Below are 19,162 nucleotides of genomic sequence, written 5' to 3' on the forward strand. Positions count from 1 at the left end.
AGGGTGCCTCTCGACCTCAGCGCCACCTCCACCGACCTCACCCGCCAGATCTGCGACATCGAGTCCGTGTCCGGGAACGAGAAGGAACTGGCCGACGCCATCGAGGAGGCCCTCGCCGGCCTCGACCACCTCGAGGTGATCCGGGACGGCGACACGATCGTCGCCCGCACGAACCTCGGACGGGAGCGCCGTGCGTTGATCGCCGGCCACATCGACACCGTTCCCCTCAACGGCAACCTGCCGACGCGCTTCGAGACCGAGGGCGGTATCACCTATCTGTGGGGCCGCGGGACCGTCGACATGAAGGCCGGCACCGCCGTGCAGCTGAAGCTCGCCGCCGAGCTCACCGATCCCGCGATCGACGTGACGTGGATGTGGTACGACCACGAGGAGGTCAACGCCGAGCTCAACGGCCTCAACCGGCTCTCGCGCAACCGCCCCGATCTGTTCGCCGGAGACTTCGCGATCCTCGGGGAGCCGAGCAACGGCGTCGTCGAGGGCGGCTGCAACGGCAACCTCCGCGTCGAGGTGCGCGCCTTCGGCCTGCGCGCGCACTCCGCCCGCGGCTGGGTGGGCGAGAACGCCATCCACAAGGTCGCGCCCATCCTCGACATCCTCGCCGCCTACCAGGCGCGCGAAGTTGAGGTCGACGGGCTCGTCTACAAGGAGGGGCTGAACGCGGTCGGGATCTCCGGCGGCATCGCGGGCAACATCATCCCCGACGAGGCGATGGTGCACATCAACTACCGGTTCGCACCCTCCCGCAGCTCGCAGGAGGCCATCGACCACATGCACGAGCTGTTCGGCGACTACGAGATCACTGTCGTCGACCGGGCGGACGGCGCCCGCCCCGGCCTCGACGCACCGCTCGCACAGGAGTTCGTCGCCGCGGTCGGCGGCGTGGCCAAGCCGAAGTACGGCTGGACCGATGTCGCGCGGTTCAGCGCACTCGGCATCCCCTCCGTCAACTACGGCCCGGGCGACCCGCTGAAGGCGCACGCCGACGACGAGCGTGTCGACGTGGAGCAGATCGTCGCGGTGGAGGCGGGGCTCCGTGCCTGGCTCACCGGCGCAGGCTCCCGCTGAGCCGTCCGCCGCCGTGCGCTCCGCGGCGGCGGCGGCGTGGTGGACCCGCTGGTGGGTCCGCGTGCTTGCGATCTTCGTCGCGAGCCGCGTCGTCACCACCGTCATTCTGCTGATCTTCGCGGCGAACCAGGGTCAGAATCCCTGGACCGGGCCGAAGCCGGACTACTTCTCGTTCGCGACCATCTGGGACGGCCTCTGGTACAACATCATCGCCGTCTCGGGGTATCCCTCGACGCTGCCGACCGACGGCGGGCACGTGACCGAGAACGCGTGGGCGTTCATGCCGGTGTACCCGGGCGTCGTGAACGCCGTCATGTTCGTCACGCGGTTGTCGTGGGCGCCCGCTTCCGTGCTGGTCTCCGTCGCCTGCGGTGCGGGCGCTGCGTTGGTGTTCCACCGCCTGCTGCGGCGCGTCGGGCTCTCGGAGTCCACCGCGCTGTTCGCGATCGTGCTGTTCTGCGTCGCACCGGTCTCGCCGCTGTTCCAGGTCTCGTACGCCGAGTCGCTGGGCATCCTGCTGCTGGCGGTCGCGCTGCTGCTGCTCGTCGAGCGCCGGTACGGCTGGCTGTTCCCCGTCACGCTCGTGATGGCGTTCACCCGCCCGAGCGGCCTCGCCTTCGCCCTCGCCCTCGGCCTTCACGTGATCTACCGCTGGGTGCGCCGCGGCACCGACCCCTTCCCGGTGCGCGAGCGCGTGCTGAGCGTGTCCCTGACGGTGTTCAGCGGCCTCGCGGGCCTCGCGTGGCCCGCGATCGCCGGGCTCGTGACGGGGTCGTGGACGGCGTACACCGACACGGAACTCGCCTGGCGCGCCGCGTACATCGGCTACGTGCACCTCGTGCCGTTCGCGCCCTGGTTCCAGGGGGCGCAGTGGTGGTCCACCGTGATGCTCGGCATCCCGGGCTGGGTCGGCATCGTCGCCCTGGTGGTGATCGTCGCGCTCTACGCCGTGCTGCTCTTCTCGCCCCCGGTGCGCCGGCTCGGACCCGATCTGCTGTTCTGGGTGATCGCGTACTCCGTGTACCTCTTCGCGGTCTTCTTTCCGCAGTCGAGCACGTTCCGGCTCCTCCTGCCCCTGTTCCCGCTCCTCGGTGTGCTGGCGCTGCCGCGCAGCCGCGTCTACCGGGTCCTGATGGTCGTGCTGTTCCTCGCGATGCAGGTCGGCTGGATCGCCATCTGCTGGGGCGTCGCGGGAGCCGACTGGTCGCCGCCGTGATCTCTGCGACCTTCGGCGTACGTCCTCGATTTCCACAGGTCGGCGCCGATGTCGGATAATAGGGGGACATCCACGAAAGGGGAGCTGCATGGCGGCCATGAAGCCGAGGACCGGGGACGGGCCAATGGAGGCTGTGAAGGAGGGACGGCTCATCATCGTGCGTGTGCCGCTCGAAGGCGGCGGACGACTGGTGGTCTCCGTCAACGACGCGGAAGCCAAAGAACTCCACGATGCTCTGGCGAGCGTCGTGAGCGCCTCCTAGACACGAACACCTCGAACGGACCCTGAGCGATCAGGGTCCGTTCGTCGTTTCCCGAGTGCGTGGCCCCGCCGGCGTGGCAGGGGCGCGGCTCACGGGGTCAGTTTGGTGAGCTGCAGGAGGCCGTCGCCCGCGGGCGAGAGGGCGCTGATGACAGCGCCGGAACCGGCCGTCTCGGTGATGAGGGTGCGGAATCCGGTCGCGATGTCGTCGCGGGCGGCCGGGTCGGCGACGCGGCCGCGCCAGAGCGCGCGGGCCACGAGCACCGTGCCGCCCGGGCGAACGAGCCGCAGACCGTGCTCGACGTATTCGATGACCGACTGCGGGTCCGCGTCGATGAAGACGATGTCGTAGGAGTTCTCGTTCATCCGGGGCAGGACGTCGAGCGCGCGGCCCGTGATGAGGCGCACCCGGTTGGAGGCGATGCCCGCCTCGGTGAACGCGGTGCGCGCGTGCTGCTGGTGGTCGACCTCCTGATCGATGGAGGTCAGCTGAGCGTTCGTCCCGCCGGTGAGCAGCCAGAGGCCGGAGACGCCGACACCGGTGCCGATCTCGACGATGTTCTCGGCGGCGGTGGCGGCGACGACGACGGCCGCCTGAGCCCCGGTGCTGGGCGAGATCGGGTCGACTCCCAGTTCCAGCGACTGCTGGCGGGCCCGCGCGATCACCTCGCTCTCGACGATGACGTCGTCGGCGAATCTCCAGTTCGAGTCCTTGTCTGACACAGCGCTCCTTGCCTCCGGTCCAGGATACGGCCCGGGAACCCAGCATCCGCGCAAGCCGGCACGATACTCTGAACGTGTGTTCGGTCTGACCTTCGACAAGCTGCTCATCGTCGCGGTGATCGCTGCCTTCGTCATCGGTCCCGAGCGGCTCCCCACCTACGCCGGCAAACTCGGCCAGTTCGTGCGGTCGCTGCGCGACTTCGCCAACGGAGCCAAGAGCCGCATGCGCGACGAGATGGGCCCCGAATTCGACGAGGTCGACTGGAAGAAGCTCGACCCCCGCCAGTACGACCCGCGCCGCATCATCCGCGAGGCGCTCCTCGACGACGCCCCCGCGCCCGCCAGCGCCATCAAGCCAGCGAGCCCCGCGGCCGCGGCACGGCGCGCCCTGCCGGCGGGCGCCGTGCCGCCGTTCGACGCCGAGGCGACGTAGCCGGGCTACTCGATGAGCGCGGGCGGCGACCAGGACGGCCACCGCGGATCGCCGAGCGCGAGACCGTGCTCGTAAGTCGCGATGCGACGAAACGGTGATGCGGCCGCGGAGTTGTCGAAGAGTTCCGTCCGGTCCGCGGTGGAGCGGGCGCGGGCGACGAGGTCCCACAGGCGCGCGTAGCGTTCCCGGATCTTCCGCTCGGGTACCGCATGGCCGCCGTCGCGCACGCGCTCCGCGACGCGGCGGATGCTCAGTTCGACGGGCACGAGCATCACGTGCAGATGCACCAGGTACCCACGACGGACCGCCGATTCGACGAGCTGAAGCTTGCTGGGGTGGCTGAAGACCGTCTCGCTGATGAAGGACGCGCCGGACGCCAGGAGTCGAGCGCGCTCGTCGGATGCGGCGCGCGAGGCGTCGTACGCATGCTCGGACTGTGCATGCGGCCACCGTTCGGCCGCGATGAGGTCGGCGTTCACGAACGGGAGGTGCGTCACCGGCCGCAGGACCCGGGTGACGTAGGTGGTCTTGCCGGAACCGTTCGGTCCGGCGAGGAGGTGCAGGACGGGCACGCGTCAGTCGTCCGCGCCGCCGCCTCGGGCGACGATGGCACCGTTCTCATCCGCTTCCGTCCACGAACGACCGCTCGCGGTGAACTCCCGAGCGAGATCGAGCGTGCCCAGGCGTGCGGCGATCTCCTCGTCCCAGATCGCTCGTACGACGGCCTGCCCGCGCTCGCCGAGGTCGTCGTAGGCGCCTTCGCCCGCGAGGACGCGCTGGATGTCCCGCTGGCTCGTGCCGGGAGAGGCCTCCAGCTCGCGTCCGATGCGCGCCCAATGGCTGATCTGCTGGGCGGCGCTGCGACTCGCGACGGCTCCGACCGCTTTCGCCGCCTCGAAGAGTTCGCCGTCCATCCGCATCGGCATCGTCTGACCCATGCGTCGAGTGTAGCGGATTGCTACGCCGATCGGTCGAGGGAGCGGGCCCCGGATCGGCCGCGCTGCGCCGGGCATCCGACCCCGCATCCAATACGATGCGGACATGATCGCATCGGAGCAGACGCTCACCCGGCCGACGGTCGCCCGGTACGCCATCGGTTCGCTGGGCACGGGTGGCTTCGCCACGCTCCCCGGACTCGTGCTGGTCTACTACCTGACGGACAGCCTCGGGGTGGCCGCACTGGTGGCCGGAGTCGTCGTCACCGTCGCGAAGGTGTGGGACGTGATCATCGATCCGGTCATCGGGGCGCGGAGCGATCGGATGCTCGCGGCGCGGGGGTCGCGGCGGCCGATGATGGTGCTGGGGGCGATCGCCCTGCCCGTGTTCTTCCTGCTCACGTTCGCCGTGCCGCCGGGCACGCCGGAGGCGGTGGCGGCGACGTGGGTGCTGGTCGCGTTCGTGCTCACGGCCACGGCGTTCAGCCTGTTCCAGGTGCCGTACATCGCGCTCCCGGCCGAGCTCGCGAGCGGGTACGACGAGCGGACCCGGCTCCTGACCTGGCGGGTGGTCGTGCTGACGTTCGCCATCCTGCTGTTCGGAGCGGGAGGGCCGGCGCTGCGGTCGCTCGGCGGCTACGCGGCCATGGCGCTGATCGCCGGTGTCGCCATCGGCGGCGGGATGCTCATCTCGGCGTTCGTCGCTCCGCGGCAGGCTCCCGCAGCGGTCGCGCCGCCCCGCGAGTCGGTGCTGGTCACGCTGCGCACCAACTACGCGGCCGGGGTGCGCGTGCTGCGGGACAGCCAGCCTTTCCGCGCGCTGCTGCTGACGTTCCTCTTGCAGGGGCTGGCGACGGGTTTGATGCTCGCCGGCGCGAACTACGTCGCCACCTGGGTGCTGCACTCGGAGGACGCGGTGACGTTCCTCTTCCTCGCGCTGATCGGTCCCGCTCTCATCGTCACCCCGCTGTGGGGCGTGGTCGCGCGGCGCATCGGCAAGGAGCGGGGATTCGTGGCGGCGAGCATCCTTTTCGGGCTCGCATCGCTGTCGATGGTCGCGCTGCTCTGGGCGCCGGGCGACTGGGTCTACGCCCCCGTCGCCGTCGCCGGCGCCGCGTACGCGGGCATGCAGTCTCTGCCGATGGCGATGCTGCCGGACGTGATCTCGCACGATGCCCGCCGCAACGGGCCGGGCCGGGCCGGCACCTTCGGCGGCATGTGGACCGCGGGGGAGACCACCGGCATGGCTCTCGGCGCGACCGTGCTCACCGTCGTGCTCGCCGTGACCGGGTATGTCGTGCGCTCTGCGGACCCGACCGTCGTCGTGGCCGGCGCGACGCAGCCTGCCGCCGCGGTGGCGGGGATCGTGCTCGCCTTCAGCGCCGTGCCGGCGGCGCTCCTCGCCCTCAGCCTCCTCCCGCTCACTCGCTACCGCCTCCGGAAGGACGACATCGATGGTCTCGTTTGACTCCCGCGCCGTGCTCGCCCGCCTCGCCGCCCTCCGCGCGGCCGATGCGCCGACCCACGGCGGCCGCGTCCTCAGCTACGTCTACGACTCGGGCGTGGCCGAGATCGACGAGCTCGCGGCTTCGGCCATGCGGCTCGTGCAGCCGGTCAACGGGCTCGATCCGACCACGTTCACCTCGGTGGGGGTGATGGAGCGCGAGGTGGTCGGATTCGCCCGCGAGCTGCTGCACGGCGGCGATGACGTGGTCGGCTCGGTGACCTCGGGCGGCACCGAGTCGTGCCTCCTCGCCGTCAAGACGGCGCGGGACGCGTGGCGCGCGGCCGGAGGCGAGGGGCGTGCCCGCCTCCTCGCCCCGGTGACCGTGCACGCGGCGTTCCAGAAGGCGGCCGAGTACTTCGATCTGGCGCTCGACCTGGTGCCGGTCGACCCGGCCACCGGGCGGGTCGACCCGCGGCGTCTCCTGGAGCGTCTCGCGCCGGACGTCGCGCTCGTCGTCGTCTCCGCGCCGTCGTACCCGTACGGGGCGCTGGACCCGGTCGAGATCGTCGCCGAGGGGTGCGCCGAGGCGGGCGTCGCGCTGCACGTCGACGGCTGCATTGGCGGGTGGATCCTGCCCTTCTGGCGCGAGGCGGACGGCTCGGCGCTTCCCCTGTGGGACTTCCGCCTGCCCGGGGTGACCAGCGTCTCGGCCGATCTCCACAAGTTCGGCTACGCGCCCAAAGGCGCGAGCGTGCTGCTGCAGCGCGGTCGCGACCGCCAGCGGCTGCAGTATTTCGCGACGACGGGATGGCCCGGCTACCCCGTCGTGAATCCCACCCTCCTCGGGTCGAAGTCGGCCGCGGCGCTGGCGGCGTCGTGGGCGATCGTCCAGGCGCTCGGGGCCAGGGGACTGGCGGAGCTCGCGGACTCGTGCCGCCGGTCGACGGCCGCCCTGACGGACCTCGTCGCGGACATCGAGGGTCTCCGCGTGCTCGGGACCCCGACGGGGCCCCTCCTGGCCGTGACGACGGACGAGTCCCTGCCCCCGGAGCGACGGGTGGACCCGCATCACTGGGCCGACCGCGCACGGGCGCGCGGCTGGCACCTCCAGCTGCAGCCGGGCCTCACCCAGGCGGACGACACCCGACTGCCGCACACCACCCACCTCACGATCACCCCCGTCACGGGATCGCGGCTGGACGAGCTGGAGGCGGCGCTGCGTGGTGCGGCCGACGAGGCGCGCGGCATCCCGCCGGTCGATCCCGCCACAGTCCTGGACACGCTCCCCGACGGCCTGGCGGAGAGCCCTCTGGACTCGGATGCGGCGGTTGCCGTGCTGCAGGCGGTGGGGATCGGCGGAAGCGGAGACGGCGCCCTCCCGGACGATCAGGCGCCTCTGCTCGCCATGATCGAGGCGCTCCCACGGTCGTTGACGGAGCGGCTGCTGGTCGAGCTGCTCGCACGCCTCGTGGAGCCGGTGTGACCGCGGGCCCTCGCGCTACTTCAGGCTGAGGCCGAGCTTGCGCCCGGCGAGTCCTCGGCTCCGCGTCGCGAGCCGCTCGGCGACCAGGCGGATCGCGGCGGCTGCCGGATCCTGCGGGTCCGTCACGACGATCGGTGCTCCGGTGTCGCCTCCGGAGCGCAGCGGGATGCTGAGCGGCACGGAGGCGAGCAGCGGCACCGCGGACTCCTGGCCCGCGGACAGCCGGCGGGCCACCTCCTCGCCGCCCCCGCTGCCGAAGAGCTCGAGGACGCTGCCGTCGGGCTGCACCAGGCCGGCCATGTTCTCGATCACGCCGACGACCGTCTGACCGGTCTGCCGGGCGACGACGCCGCTGCGCTCCGCGACGTCCGCCGCGGCCGGCTGAGGCGTGGTGACGACGACGACCTCGGCCTGCGGGAGGAGCTGACCGACCGAGATCGCCACATCCCCCGTGCCGGGCGGCAGGTCGAGCAGCAGCACGTCCAGGTCGCCGAAGAAGACATCGGTCAGGAACTGCTGAATGGTGCGGTGCAGCATCGGTCCGCGCCACGCGACCGCGGCCGACGGGGAGTCGACGAACATTCCGATGGAGACGACCTTCACACCGTAGGCGACGGGCGGGAGGATCATGTCGTCGACACGGGTGGGGCGGGGCGCGACGCCGTGCTCGTCCGTCAGCCCGAGGATGCCCGGGATGGAGAACCCGTGCACGTCGGCGTCGACGATCCCGACCCGGAGTCCCCGCTCCGCCAGGGCGACGGCGAGGTTGGCGGTGACGGTCGATTTGCCGACCCCGCCCTTGCCGCTGGTCACGGCGTAGACCCGCGTCAGCGAGTCGGGGCCGAACTGCGCGGTGCGGGCCGCGCGGCCGCCGCGCAGGCGCTCGGTGAGCGCCTTCCGCTCGGCCGGTGTCATGACCGTCACGTCCACCGTCACGTCCGTCACCCCGGGCACGCTCGCGGTGGCCGCGCGCACGTCGCGCTCGATGGCGTCCGCGGCGGGGCAGCCGACGATGGTGAGCTTGATACCCACCGTCGCGTGGCCGTCGGGCGCGACCTCCACGCCCCTCACCATGTCGAGCTCGGTGATCGGCTTCCGGATCTCGGGGTCGAGCACCGCCGCCAGCGCACGCCCCACGGCGTCCGCCAGCTCAGGCACGGGTCGTCTCGCCCTCTCCCGCGTCGCGCTCCTCGAGGTCTTCGAGCAGTGCGCGCAGCTCGGCGCGGATGAAGTCCTTCGTCGCCATGTCCCTCACGGCGAGCCGCAGAGCGACGACCTCGCGCGCCAGGTACTCCGTGTCGGCCAGATTGCGTTCGGCACGCTGCCTGTCCTGCTCGATCTGGACCCGGTCGCGGTCGTCCTGCCGGTTCTGCGCGAGCAGGATGAGCGGGGCCGCGTACGACGCCTGGAGCGAGAGGACCAGTGTCAGCGCGATGAAGCCGAGCGCCGCGGAGTCGAAGCGCCAGGCGGGCGGGACGAGGGTGTTCCACGCCATCCACGCGGCGACGAAGATGGTCAGCCCGAGGATGAACCACGGCGTCCCCATCGCGCGCGCGATCCACTCGGTGAAACGTCCGAACCGGTCGTTCTGATCGGCGCGCCCCCGGCGGGACGACGAGCCGAGGACGGGAGTGCGCAGCCCCTTCGGCGCGTCGAGTCGGTCGTCCTGCCTACCGCGTGCCACCTGGGCCCCTCCTTCCGTTCACGATGCGGATGCTGCCGGTCTCGTCGGACGGACTCGGCTGTTTGACCGGTTCGTCCTCGTCCTGACTTCGCCAGTCGTCCGGGAGGAGGTAGTCGAGCACGTCGTCGATGGTCACCACGCCGACGAGCCGGTGCTTGTCGTCGACCACGGGGACCGAGACGAGGTTGTAGCTCGCGAGGATGCGCGAGACCTCGGCCGCCGAGGTCTCTCCGGTGACCGGTTCGAGGCTCGGATCGAGCAGGGTGCCGAGGCGCACGTGCGGCGGGTAGCGCAGCATCCGCTGGAAGTGCACGATACCGAGGAACCGCCCCGTCGGCGGCTCGTATGGCGGCAGCGTGACGCACACCGCCGCCCCCAGTGCCGGAGCGAGCTCGTGCCGGCGGATGAGCGCGAGGCCTTCGGCGACGGTGGCGTCGGCCGACACGATGATGGGCTCCGTGGTCATCAGGCCGCCGGCCGTGTCGGGCGCGTAGCTGAGGAGCATGCGGACGTCCTCCGCCTCCTCCGGCTCCATCAGCTCCAGGAGGTGCTCGCCGCGCTCGTCGGAGAGCTGGGCGATGAGGTCGGCGGCGTCGTCCGGCTCCATCTGGTCGAGCACGTCGGCGGCCCGGTCGTCGTCGAGCTTGGTGAGGATCTGCACCTGCTCGCTCTCGGGCATCTCCTCCAGCACGTCGGCCAGGCGGTCGTCGGGCAGCTCTTCTGCGACTTCGAGCATGCGCTGCGGCGGGAGGTCGAGCAGGGTGTTCGCCAAGTCGGCGGGCTTGAGCTCGGAGTAGGTGGCGATGAGCTGCTCGGCCGACTGCGCCTCGCCGCGGCGCAGACGTTCGGTGACCTCGTTCCAGGTCACGATCGTCGTCGGACCCTTGCCGAACGGTGACGCACCGGACTTCGGGCGCCGCACGAAGAGCTGCCCGACGGCCCACTCGCCGGTGGCGGACTCCTCGATGGCGACGTCCTCGATGGTGGCCTCGCCGCTGCCGTCGGCGAAGTCGACCTTGCGGCCGAGGAGCTCGGCGATCACGCGCACCTCGCCCCCGCGCTGCTCGAACCGGCGCACGTTGATGAGCCCGGTGGTGATGATCTGGCCGGGAGAGATGCTGGTCACGCGTCCGATCGAGACGAAGACGCGCCGCTTGCCGGGGATCTCGACGACCAGCCCGACGACGGTCGGCGGATCGGATTTGCGATAGACCACCAGGACGTCCCTGACGCGGCCGACCCGGTCGCCGACCGGGTCGAAGACGCTGGTCCCGGCGAGCCGGGCGACGAAGATCCTCGTGGCACTCACGTGTATAAACCTAAGCCCTTCCCGCCGAGCGCACCGTGACAATGGGAGAATGGGAAGATGACCAGCCCCAGCCCGCTCGGCGGCCGCAACCGGATGCTCTTCCCGACCCTCCCGCGCGGTGAGGTCGTCGCGACCTTCGAGACCTACCTCGCCGCGCAGGAGGCCGTGGACGTGCTCGCGCGAGCGGACTTCCCCGTCGACAAGGTCTCGATCGTCGGCAGCGACCTGAAGAGCGTCGAGCGGGTCACCGGCAAGCTGACCTGGGGGCGCGTGGCGCTCGCGGGCGCGGCCTCGGGCGCGTGGCTCGGCATCTTCTTCGGGCTTCTGCTCATCATCTTCTCGCCGACGGTGAGCTTCGCGTTCGTGATCGCGGCCGTCCTCATCGGCGCCGGGTTCGGCATGCTCTTCGGCATCGTCTCCTACGCGATCAACCGCCGCCGCAAGGACTACACCTCGGTCATGCAGGTGATCGCGACCAGTTACTCGGTGCTCGTGGACAGCGACCTCGGCAACCGCGCACGCAACCTCCTCCAGGGCGGGGCAGGAGCCGCCGAGCAGCCCGCCGCCGCGGCACCGCACCCGAGCGACCCGCCGGCCGCGCCGCATCCCAGCGACCCGCCGCCCGCGTGGCAGCCGCCGCCCGCGGCGCCGGAACCGCCCGCGGACGGTCAGAACAGGGCGTAGTCAGAGAGGCTCGCGCGGAATCCGTGCCCTGTCGCAGGTTCGGTGCAGCTCATCGCGTCCTCGCCGGTCGCGACGCACTCGATGCCGGCGAACCGCACACCTTGACCGGGTTCGAGCACGTTCGAGTGGTCGGTCTCGCTGGAGAACACCTGGCCGCTATTGCAGAGGGGTGATGGGGTGCTCCCCGCAATGGCGGAGAACCCGCTCGGGCAGCCGCCCACCATGCCCTTGCCCGGGCTGTCGAAGTCCGGGTAGGTCAGTGTCGCCGCGGTCGGGTCGATCCGGCAGCCGTAGAAGATCTGCGGCGGCAGGCGGTTACCGTCCTGGTCGTGCACGACCCAGTCGTCGTAGATGCCGCAGCGGAGGTGGCCGCCGGCCGTCACCCAGGACGGGCCGTGCGGCAGCGAGGAACTCGTCGTGGCGCTCGGCAGGATGATCATGCTCTCGCTGTCGCGCCAATTGACGGCCGCGTCGGTGGGGGTGGGCGTGGGTGTCGCGGATTCGGTCACGGCCGCGAGCGGCGCTGCGGCCGGCGATGTGGCGCATCCGGCAAGTGCTCCCGTCGCGGCGGCGAGGGCGAGGGCGAGGCCGATGAAGATCCCCCGGGTTCGTCTCATGGTGCGATCGTAGGGCACGGGTGCGCTCCTTCGCCGTCGCCCTTTGAAGGGCAGGGCGGGGTGCTCCCACCAGCAGCGGGACGACCGGGTCAGCGCGCGCCGAGCCGGCCCATCCACGCCTCGACGTCGTCGGCCGTGCGGGGGATGGCGAGCGAGAGGTTCTCGGCGCCGTCGGCCGTCACCAGGATGTTGTCCTCGATACGCACGCCGATGCCACGGAAGCGCTCGGGTACGGTCAGGTCGTCGGGCTGGAAGTACAGCCCCGGCTCGATGGTGAAGGTCATCCCGGGCTCCAGGACGCCGTCGAGGTACAGCTCACGTCGTGCCTGGGCGCAGTCGTGCACGTCGAGCCCGAGGTGGTGGCTCGTGCCGTGCACCATGTAGCGGCGGTGCTGCTGGTTCTCCGGCAGGAGCGCCTCCTCCGCCGAGACGGGCAGCAGCCCCCACTCGGCCGTCCGGCGCGCGATGACGGCCATGGCGGTCGCGTGGATCTCGCGGAAGCGGATGCCGGGGCGGACGATCGCGAACGCGGCGTCGGCGGCCTCGCGCACGGTCTCGTACACGAGCCGCTGGGTCTCGCCGAACGTGCCGTTCACGGGAATCGTCCTGGTGATGTCCGCCGTGTAGTAGCTGTCCATCTCCACGCCGGCGTCGAGCAGGATCAGGTCGCCGGGCACCACAGGGCCGTCGTTGCGGGTCCAGTGGAGGATGCAGGCGTGCGGACCGCTGGCGGCGATCGTGTCATAACCCACGGCGTTGCCGTCGGCCCGCGCACGGCCGTTGAAGATGCCCTCGACGAGGCGCTCGCCGCGCGGGTGCGCCACGATCCGGGGGAGGTCGGCGATCACGTCGTCGAACCCGCGCGCGGTGGCGGCGATCGCGGCCCGCAGCTCGGCGAGCTCGTAGTCGTCCTTGACGAGCCGCAGCTCGGACAGCTCGCGCGCCAGGCGGTCGTCCTCGGCGTGATCCTCGGGATCGGCGGCCTCGGAGAGCAGGAGGCGCGCGGTGTCGACCCGGTCGGTGAGCGCGGGGTCCGCCTCCCGCAGGACCACGGCCGTCGCGTCCACGGTGTCGATGACGTCGGCGGCGTCGGCGATGCCGCGCGTCGGCAGATCGAGGTCGCTCGCGACCTGGGCGAGGGAGGGGCGCGGCCCGATCCAGAACTCGCCGATCTCGGGGCTCGCGTAGAACTCGTCGGAGTCACGGCCGGCACGCTCGCGGAAGTACAGTGTCGCCTCGTGGCCGTCACCGACGGGTTCGAGCACCAGCACGCTGCCGGGCTCGGCGTCGGATCCCCATCCCGTGAGGTGGGTGAACGCGGAGTGGGCGCGGAAGGCGTAGTCGGTGTCGTTGGAGCGCTGCTTCAGCCGGCCGGCCGGCACGATGACACGGCGACCGCGGAAGAGCTCCGAGACGCGCGCACGGCGGCGCGCGGCGTAAGCGGCCTGCTCGCGGGCGCCCGGGAGCACGTCCGGCCGTTCGGCCCAGCCGCTCCCGATGTACGCCTTGAAGGCGTCGGAGCCCGGTGTGGTCGAGCGGTTCGCGGTGGCGCGCGGGGCCTCCGCGGCCTCTGCGGGGATCTCGGCCGACTCGGCGGCGGTGTCGGCGGGGGACGGCGTGGACGACTGGGACGACATGCCGACCATTCTCCCACTCCTAGGATGGAAGGCATGGCTGATGAGCGACGGTTCCGCGGTCCCGTCGACCTCCACACGCACTCGAGCGTGTCGGACGGGACGGAGACCCCTGCGGAGCTCGTCCGCGCCGCAGCGGCGGCGGGGCTGGGGACCGTCGCGCTCACCGACCACGACTCCACCGCCGGGTGGGCGGACGCGGCCGCGGCGGGTGCGGACGTCGGGGTGACGGTCATCCCGGGGATGGAGCTGAGCACGCGGATCGAGTTCGCGAGCGTGCACATGCTCGGTTACCTCTTCGACCCCGCCGATCCGGCGCTCGTCGCCGAGACGCAGCGCATCCGCGACGGTCGGATGCGACGTGCGGAGGACATGGTCAGGCGCATCGCGGAGGACTATGACATCACCTGGGCCGACGTCATGGCGCAGGCCACGGAGGGCGCGACCGTCGGCCGCCCGCACATCGCGGACGCGCTGGTCGCCCGCGGGCTCGCCGAAGACCGCAGTGCCGCGTTCGCGGGGATCCTGCACTGGCGCAGCGGCTACTTCCAGCCGCACTACGCCCCCGACCCGCTGACCGGCGTCCGTCTCATCCGCGCCGCGGGAGGCATACCGGTGCTCGCGCATCCCGCGACGGGCGGACGAAGCCGCGTCATTCCCGAGGACCGTCTGCGCCGTCTGGTCGACGCCGGGCTGTTCGGTCTCGAGGTCGACCATCGCGAGAACACCGAGGACGGCAAGGCGCGGCTGCGCGAGCTCGCGGCCCGCTACGGCCTGGCGATCACCGGATCGAGCGACTACCACGGTGCGGGAAAACCGAACCGGCTCGGCGAGAACACCACCGATCCGGCCGTCCTCGACCGGATGATCGAAGAAGCGACAGGCGCGGCGCCTTTCTCCGCTCCGTGACCAGGTGCGCTTAGCCTGGACCGCGGGGGACGGAAGGCGAGGTACTCGGGTGAAACGGATGTGGACGTCCTCTGCGGCGGCGGCGGCGCTCGTCGGCGCGCTCGTCCTGGCGGGAGGTGCGGCGCCTGCGGCGGCGGACACCAGCTATCCGTCGTGGGATGACGTCCAGGCGGCGAAGGCGAACGCGGCGAACGCCCAGGCGGAGGTCGACCGCATCAACGGCCTCCTCGCGAGCCTCCAGACCGCCGCCAACGCCGCAGGCGACCTCGCCGTCAAGCGTGCGGGCGAGTACGGCGCCGCCGAGTCGGCCCTCCAGGCCGCGACGGCGAAGGCCGATGATCTGCAGACCCGGGCGACGGCCGCAGCGGCGCAGGCCGCGACGCTCCGCACGCAGAGCGGGACCCTGGCGTCGCAGCTGGCGCGCGCCGGTGCGTCGGACGTCACCCTCCGGCTCTTCCTCGACGCCAACTCCTCCCGCCAGCAGTCCCTGCTCTACGAGCTGGGCGCGATGTCGAAGCTGACGTCACGCTCCACCGCACTGCTCGCGGCGGCCGACCAGCAGAAGAACGTCGCCTCCGCGCTCAGCACCCAGGCCGCCGCCGCACAGAAGGTGCGCACCCAGCTCGACGCGGACGCGAAGAAGGCCTACCAGGCGGCGCAAGAGGCGGAAGCGGCCGCCGAGGCGCAACTCGCCGACCAGAAATCCCACGCCAACACGCTGTACGCGCAGTTGGCGTCGCTGAAGAACACCGAGGCGTCGGTCGAGCAGAGCTACGCGGCGGGGCAGGCCGCCGCAGCGGCCGCGGCCGCTGCGGCCAATCCGGGCGGCGGCTCCGACGGGTTCGCACCCCCGCCGGGGATGGTCGTCGACCCGGCCGGCGCGCAGGCGTACGCGTCGAGCCGCCTCGCCGCCTACGGCTGGGGGCAGGACCAGATGGGGTGCCTGATCAAACTGTGGAACCACGAGTCCGGCTGGCGCGCCGACGCCTACAACAGCTCCAGCGGAGCGTACGGCATCCCGCAGGCGTGGCCGGCCAGCAAGATGGCGTCGGCGGGGGCCGACTGGATGACCAACCAGAACACCCAGGTGAACTGGGGTCTCGACTACATCGACCGCGCCTACGGATCGCCGTGCGCCGCGTGGAACTTCGAGATGAGCCACGACCCGAACTGGTACTGACATGAGCGTGTGGGCGCGATCCGCGGCGGTCGCCGTGCTGGTGGCGGGGATGGTGGCCGTCGACACGAGCCAGCGTGCCTCCGCCGAGACGTATCCGAGCTGGGACGACGTCGCCGCCGCCAAGGCGAACGCGTCCTCCGCACAGGCTCAGATGGACCGCATCACCTCCCTGCTCGCCGGACTGCGGAGTGCGGCGAACGCGGCGGCGGAGGAGACGATCGCTCGCGCTGCGGACTACGGGGCGGCGCAGGCCGCCCTCGAGACGGCCACCCGCACCGCGGCGGATCTCGCCGCGCAGGCGGATGCCGCCACAGCCGAGGCGACGACGCTGCGGACGCAGAGCGGCGCGCTCGCGGCACAGCTCAGCCGCGGGGGCGGTTCGGACGTGTCCCTCCGCCTCTTCGTGAGCGGCGGGAGCGCGTCCGCGGACTCCCTCCTCTACCAGCTCGGGGCCGTCTCGAAGCTCGGCGAACGCTCGAGCGCGCTCTACGCACGGGCGACGCAGCAGAAGAACGTCGCCGCGTCGTTGCGTGACCAGGCGGCGGCGGCCCGGACCGAACGGACCCGGCTCGACGCGGAGGCGAAGAAAGCGTACGACGCGGCGGCCGCGGCGAAGGCCGCCTCCGACGCCGCGGTCGCCGAGCAGCAGACCCGCGCCGACACCCTGTACGCTCAGCTCGCGTCGCTGAAGAACACCGCGGCCTCGGTCGAGCGGCAGTACGCGGAGGGGGTCGCCGCGCGCGCCGCGGAGGAGGCCGCGAACGCCGGGAGCGGCGCAGGTGCAGGCGGCGGGAGCGGAGGAGCCGACAGCTCCGCTCCTCCCCCCGGGATCGTGGTGAACCCGGCCGCCGCGCAGGCATACGCATCGAGCAGACTCCCCGCCTACGGCTGGGGCAGCGAGCAGATGAGCTGCCTCATCAAGCTCTGGACGAAGGAGTCGAGCTGGCGCGCCGACGCCTACAACCGATCGAGCGGCGCCTACGGCATCCCGCAGGCGCTCCCGGGGAGCAAGATGGCCAGCGCCGGCCCCGACTGGATGACCAACGCGAACACGCAGATCGACTGGGGGCTGTCGTACATCTCCGGCCGCTACGGGTCCCCGTGCGCCGCGTGGTCGTTCCACCTCGGACACAACTGGTACTGACCGGCCGACGGCACGCACGACGAAGGCGGCGACCCGTGAGGGTCACCGCCTTCGTCGTGCAGCGCCGCGAGCGGCGCCGGGTCAGTTCGCCGGGGGCGTGCTCGGTGCGGTGGACGCGCCGCCCCGCGAGCGGCGACGGCGACGGCGGGGGGCGCTGTTGCCGTCGCGGTGCTGCGAGCCGCCGCCGTCGTGCGTGCCGGCGGCGACGCCCTGCTCGCCCGAGCCGTCCGTCGCGGCAGGCGCGCTGGTGGACGCCGAGCCGGCGGCCGGAGCCGAGGAGCCCTCACCACGGGTGCGGCGCCGGTTGCGGTTGCCGGACGGACGCTCGCCGTCGCGCCCTGCCGCGGCCGGCCGGCCTGCCTCGGCCTTCACGACGGGCGTGCTCTTCAGCCGCCCCTTCGACCCGGCGGGGATGCCGAGGTCCTCGTAGAGGTGCGGGCTCGACGAGTAGGTCTCCGTCGGCTCCGGCACGCCCATCTCGAGTGCGCGGTTGATGAGAGCCCACTTGTGCAGGTCGTCCCAGTCGACGAAGGTCACTGCGACCCCGGTCTTGCCGGCGCGGCCGGTGCGGCCGGCACGGTGCAGATAGGTGTCGTGGTCGTCGGGGACCGTGTGGTTGATCACGTGCGTGACGTCGTTCACATCGATGCCGCGAGCAGCGACGTCCGTCGCGATCAGGATGTCCTTCTTGCCGGCCTTGAAAGCCGCCATCGCACGCTCGCGCTGCTCCTGGTTGAGGTCGCCGTGCACGGCGGCGGCGTTGAAGCCCCGGTCGTTGAGCTCCTCGACGAGCTTCGCCGCAGCGCGCTTGGTGCGCGTGAAGACGACGGTCTTGCCGCGGCCCTCGGCCTGCAGGATGCGGCCGATGACCTCGTCCTTGTCGAGCGAGTGCGCGCGGTAGACGACGTGCTTGATGTTGGCCTGGGTGAGACCCTCGTCCGGGTCCGTGGCGCGGATGTGCACCGGGCGCGTCATGAAACGGCGCGCCAGCGCGACGATCGGCCCGGGCATGGTCGCCGAGAAGAGCATGGTGTGGCGCGTCGCCGGGACCTGCTGGAAGATCTTCTCGATGTCGGCGAGGAAGCCGAGGTCGAGCATCTTGTCAGCCTCGTCGAGCACCACCTCCTGCACCTGCTTGAGGTCGAGGAGACGCTGCCCTGCGAGGTCGAGCAGACGCCCCGGAGTGCCGACGACGATCTGCGCGCCGGCCTTGAGCTGCTCTACCTGGCCCTCGTAGGCCTTGCCGCCGTAGATGCTGACGACCTTCGTGGAGCGGTTCGACGTGGCGAGCTCGAGGTCCTCGGCGACCTGGACGCACAGCTCGCGGGTCGGGACGACGACGAGCACCTTGACGCCGGGCTCCGGGTCGAGGCCGATGCGCTGGATGATGGGGAGGCCGAAGCCGAAGGTCTTGCCGGTGCCCGTCTTCGCTTGGCCGATGATGTCCTGGCCGCTCAACGCGAGGGGGATGGTCTGGGTCTGGATGGGGAACGGCTCCACGATGCCTTTGGAGGCGAGCGCGTCCACCATGTCCTGGTCGATGTTGAGTTCGGAGAAAGTCAAAAGGTATGCCTGTCGTTTCGTACGTGAGGTCTACGCCGTGGTCTCTGTCGCAGGCGCAGGGGCCGTCGATCCACCGCCGACGGACGAGGCAAGCCTACTGGACGACCCCGTTACACTGCTGTACGTGTCAACCTGGTTCACGCGCCGACGCCCCGTGGTCGAGCTGCCCCGTCTCGCCCCGCGCGCCGACCGCGCACCGGCGGTCCGCATCGACCTGCACGAGGTGATGCCGGACCTGCTGCCCTACCTGGGGCAGGCGGCGTACCTGCAACTGGAACAGTTCCAGACCCTGTCGCGCGTCGCGGCGGAGTGCGGTTCGCTCGCCGCGAAGGAACTCGTATCGACTGCGGCGGGGCGCGCGTTGTCGAAGCACCAGGGCATCGTCGCCGAGATCCGTCGCCGCGGCGACGAGCCCGGCGAGGTGATGAAACCCTTCGCCGATGCGATCGAGGGCTTCAGCGCGACGATCGTCGGATCGGACTGGCGGGAGACCCTGCTCTCGGCCCTCGTGACCGGCGGCCTCCTCGACGACTTCTTCATCCGGCTGGCCGCGGGGCTGCCGGGCGACATCGGGCCGCGCGTCGCGCACCTCCTGGGCTCCGAGTCCGGTCAGGAGGGGGTGCTGGAGGTACTGCGCACCGAGATCGGGGCCGACCCGCGGCTCGCGTCTCGGCTGGCGATGTGGGGCAGGCGTCTGGTCGGCGACACGCTCCTCGTCGCGCGCTCCGCGCTCCACCTCTCCGGCAACCGCGCCACCGACGAGGAGCGCATCGAGCCGATCTTCACCGAGCTGATCGCCGCGCACACGCGACGGATGGACGCGCTCGGGCTCACCGCCTGACGGGCGCCGCGGG

The 19,162-nt window shown here is 71.5% G+C and carries 20 protein-coding genes; 11 read left to right on the forward strand and 9 right to left on the reverse strand.

Features of this window, described 5'->3' with window-relative positions; all coding sequences use genetic code 11:
* Positions 1-3 precede the first annotated feature (3 nt).
* The 3 genes from dapE (at position 4) to IT072_RS08080 (ending at position 2,564) form a co-directional block, all read left to right on the forward strand.
* Positions 4-1,086, forward strand: a complete 1,083-nt coding sequence (gene dapE, locus IT072_RS08070; protein WP_223360425.1) for a succinyl-diaminopimelate desuccinylase — start codon at positions 4-6, stop codon at positions 1,084-1,086.
* Complete coding sequence (locus tag IT072_RS08075) at positions 1,055-2,302, forward strand: hypothetical protein (protein ID WP_223360426.1); 1,248 nt, start codon at positions 1,055-1,057, stop codon at positions 2,300-2,302. Before dapE ends, IT072_RS08075 begins: the two co-directional genes overlap by 32 nt.
* Positions 2,303-2,390: 88 nt before the next feature.
* Positions 2,391-2,564, forward strand: a complete 174-nt coding sequence (locus IT072_RS08080) for a DUF3117 domain-containing protein (RefSeq protein WP_021764147.1) — start codon at positions 2,391-2,393, stop codon at positions 2,562-2,564.
* Positions 2,565-2,653: 89 nt separating this feature from the next.
* On the opposite strand, the gene IT072_RS08085 is transcribed toward IT072_RS08080, so the two are convergent.
* On the reverse strand, positions 2,654-3,286 hold the full coding sequence (locus tag IT072_RS08085) for an O-methyltransferase (protein ID WP_223360427.1): 633 nt from the start codon (positions 3,284-3,286) through the stop codon (positions 2,654-2,656).
* A gap of 76 nt (positions 3,287-3,362) precedes the next feature.
* Here IT072_RS08085 and IT072_RS08090 point away from each other — a divergent pair, with 76 nt between their 5' ends.
* Positions 3,363-3,719, forward strand: a complete 357-nt coding sequence (locus IT072_RS08090; RefSeq protein ID WP_223360428.1) for a twin-arginine translocase TatA/TatE family subunit — start codon at positions 3,363-3,365, stop codon at positions 3,717-3,719.
* 5 nt (positions 3,720-3,724) lie between these two features.
* On the opposite strand, the gene IT072_RS08095 is transcribed toward IT072_RS08090, so the two are convergent.
* Entirely contained in the window at positions 3,725-4,291 is a 567-nt protein-coding gene (locus IT072_RS08095) for a zeta toxin family protein (RefSeq protein ID WP_223360429.1), read from the reverse strand.
* 3 nt (positions 4,292-4,294) lie between these two features.
* Positions 4,295-4,657, reverse strand: coding sequence for a ParD-like family protein (locus IT072_RS08100; RefSeq protein WP_223360430.1), 363 nt, complete (start codon positions 4,655-4,657; stop codon positions 4,295-4,297).
* A 103-nt stretch (positions 4,658-4,760) separates the two neighbouring features.
* On the opposite strand from IT072_RS08100, the gene IT072_RS08105 reads away from it, so the two are divergent.
* On the forward strand, positions 4,761-6,122 hold the full coding sequence (locus IT072_RS08105; protein ID WP_223360431.1) for an MFS transporter: 1,362 nt from the start codon (positions 4,761-4,763) through the stop codon (positions 6,120-6,122).
* On the forward strand, positions 6,109-7,584 hold the full coding sequence (locus IT072_RS08110) for a pyridoxal phosphate-dependent decarboxylase family protein (protein WP_223360432.1): 1,476 nt from the start codon (positions 6,109-6,111) through the stop codon (positions 7,582-7,584). Before IT072_RS08105 ends, IT072_RS08110 begins: the two co-directional genes overlap by 14 nt.
* Positions 7,585-7,599: 15 nt before the next feature.
* Here the strand turns inward: IT072_RS08110 and IT072_RS08115 are convergent, their stop codons facing one another.
* From IT072_RS08115 to IT072_RS08125, 3 genes are read right to left on the reverse strand one after another with little or no spacing between them, the layout of a single operon-like run.
* On the reverse strand, positions 7,600-8,742 hold the full coding sequence (locus IT072_RS08115; RefSeq protein WP_223360433.1) for an Mrp/NBP35 family ATP-binding protein: 1,143 nt from the start codon (positions 8,740-8,742) through the stop codon (positions 7,600-7,602).
* A complete protein-coding gene (locus IT072_RS08120) occupies positions 8,735-9,268 on the reverse strand; it encodes a DUF1003 domain-containing protein (RefSeq protein ID WP_223360434.1) in 534 nt (177 codons plus the stop codon). Before IT072_RS08120 ends, IT072_RS08115 begins: the two co-directional genes overlap by 8 nt.
* Complete coding sequence (locus IT072_RS08125; RefSeq protein ID WP_223360435.1) at positions 9,255-10,577, reverse strand: magnesium transporter MgtE N-terminal domain-containing protein; 1,323 nt, start codon at positions 10,575-10,577, stop codon at positions 9,255-9,257. Before IT072_RS08125 ends, IT072_RS08120 begins: the two co-directional genes overlap by 14 nt.
* A 57-nt stretch (positions 10,578-10,634) precedes the next feature.
* On the opposite strand from IT072_RS08125, the gene IT072_RS08130 reads away from it, so the two are divergent.
* Positions 10,635-11,261 (forward strand): general stress protein, encoded by a 627-nt coding sequence (locus tag IT072_RS08130; protein ID WP_223360436.1) that lies wholly within the window; start codon positions 10,635-10,637, stop codon positions 11,259-11,261.
* Here the strand turns inward: IT072_RS08130 and IT072_RS08135 are convergent.
* Together IT072_RS08135 and IT072_RS08140 are read right to left on the reverse strand one after the other, a co-directional pair.
* Complete coding sequence (locus IT072_RS08135; RefSeq protein WP_223360437.1) at positions 11,246-11,878, reverse strand: hypothetical protein; 633 nt, start codon at positions 11,876-11,878, stop codon at positions 11,246-11,248. The genes IT072_RS08130 and IT072_RS08135 overlap by 16 nt on opposite strands.
* 89 nt (positions 11,879-11,967) lie before the next feature.
* The gene (locus IT072_RS08140) at positions 11,968-13,524 is read right to left on the reverse strand and encodes an aminopeptidase P family protein (protein WP_223360438.1); all 1,557 of its coding nucleotides are present in this window, start codon (positions 13,522-13,524) and stop codon (positions 11,968-11,970) included.
* A 24-nt stretch (positions 13,525-13,548) separates the two neighbouring features.
* Here IT072_RS08140 and IT072_RS08145 point away from each other — a divergent pair, with 24 nt between their 5' ends.
* From IT072_RS08145 to IT072_RS08155, 3 genes are read left to right on the forward strand one after another with little or no spacing between them, the layout of a single operon-like run.
* A complete protein-coding gene (locus IT072_RS08145; protein ID WP_223360439.1) occupies positions 13,549-14,421 on the forward strand; it encodes a PHP domain-containing protein in 873 nt (290 codons plus the stop codon).
* Positions 14,422-14,479: 58 nt separating this feature from the next.
* Positions 14,480-15,601 carry a hypothetical protein gene (locus tag IT072_RS08150; protein WP_223360440.1) on the forward strand — a complete coding sequence of 374 codons (1,122 nt, stop codon included), beginning with the start codon at positions 14,480-14,482 and terminating at the stop codon, positions 15,599-15,601.
* 1 nt (position 15,602) lies between these two features.
* Positions 15,603-16,745, forward strand: coding sequence for a hypothetical protein (locus IT072_RS08155; protein WP_223360441.1), 1,143 nt, complete (start codon positions 15,603-15,605; stop codon positions 16,743-16,745).
* 81 nt (positions 16,746-16,826) lie between these two features.
* On the opposite strand, the gene IT072_RS08160 is transcribed toward IT072_RS08155, so the two are convergent.
* Positions 16,827-18,308 carry a DEAD/DEAH box helicase gene (locus tag IT072_RS08160; RefSeq protein WP_223360442.1) on the reverse strand — a complete coding sequence of 494 codons (1,482 nt, stop codon included), beginning with the start codon at positions 18,306-18,308 and terminating at the stop codon, positions 16,827-16,829.
* Positions 18,309-18,432: 124 nt separating this feature from the next.
* Here IT072_RS08160 and IT072_RS08165 point away from each other — a divergent pair, with 124 nt between their 5' ends.
* Positions 18,433-19,149 carry a ferritin-like fold-containing protein gene (locus IT072_RS08165; protein ID WP_223360443.1) on the forward strand — a complete coding sequence of 239 codons (717 nt, stop codon included), beginning with the start codon at positions 18,433-18,435 and terminating at the stop codon, positions 19,147-19,149.
* The last annotated feature ends 13 nt before the right edge of the window (positions 19,150-19,162 follow it).

This window comes from Leifsonia sp. ZF2019, from assembly GCF_019924635.1.
Lineage (GTDB): Bacteria > Actinomycetota > Actinomycetes > Actinomycetales > Microbacteriaceae > Leifsonia.

What these genes read in the sequence shown, in the direction of transcription:
- IT072_RS08080 (WP_021764147.1), top strand. Translation starts at nt 2,391, where the DNA reads ATGGCGGCCATGAAGCCGAGGACCGGGGACGGGCCAATGGAGGCTGTG.
- IT072_RS08100 (WP_223360430.1), bottom strand. Translation starts at nt 4,657, where the DNA reads ATGGGTCAGACGATGCCGATGCGGATGGACGGCGAACTCTTCGAGGCG.
- IT072_RS08105 (WP_223360431.1), top strand. Translation starts at nt 4,761, where the DNA reads ATGATCGCATCGGAGCAGACGCTCACCCGGCCGACGGTCGCCCGGTAC.
- IT072_RS08110 (WP_223360432.1), top strand. Translation starts at nt 6,109, where the DNA reads ATGGTCTCGTTTGACTCCCGCGCCGTGCTCGCCCGCCTCGCCGCCCTC.
- IT072_RS08130 (WP_223360436.1), top strand. Translation starts at nt 10,635, where the DNA reads ATGACCAGCCCCAGCCCGCTCGGCGGCCGCAACCGGATGCTCTTCCCG.
- IT072_RS08135 (WP_223360437.1), bottom strand. Translation starts at nt 11,878, where the DNA reads ATGAGACGAACCCGGGGGATCTTCATCGGCCTCGCCCTCGCCCTCGCC.
- IT072_RS08140 (WP_223360438.1), bottom strand. Translation starts at nt 13,524, where the DNA reads ATGGTCGGCATGTCGTCCCAGTCGTCCACGCCGTCCCCCGCCGACACC.
- IT072_RS08145 (WP_223360439.1), top strand. Translation starts at nt 13,549, where the DNA reads ATGGCTGATGAGCGACGGTTCCGCGGTCCCGTCGACCTCCACACGCAC.
- IT072_RS08150 (WP_223360440.1), top strand. Translation starts at nt 14,480, where the DNA reads ATGTGGACGTCCTCTGCGGCGGCGGCGGCGCTCGTCGGCGCGCTCGTC.
- IT072_RS08155 (WP_223360441.1), top strand. Translation starts at nt 15,603, where the DNA reads ATGAGCGTGTGGGCGCGATCCGCGGCGGTCGCCGTGCTGGTGGCGGGG.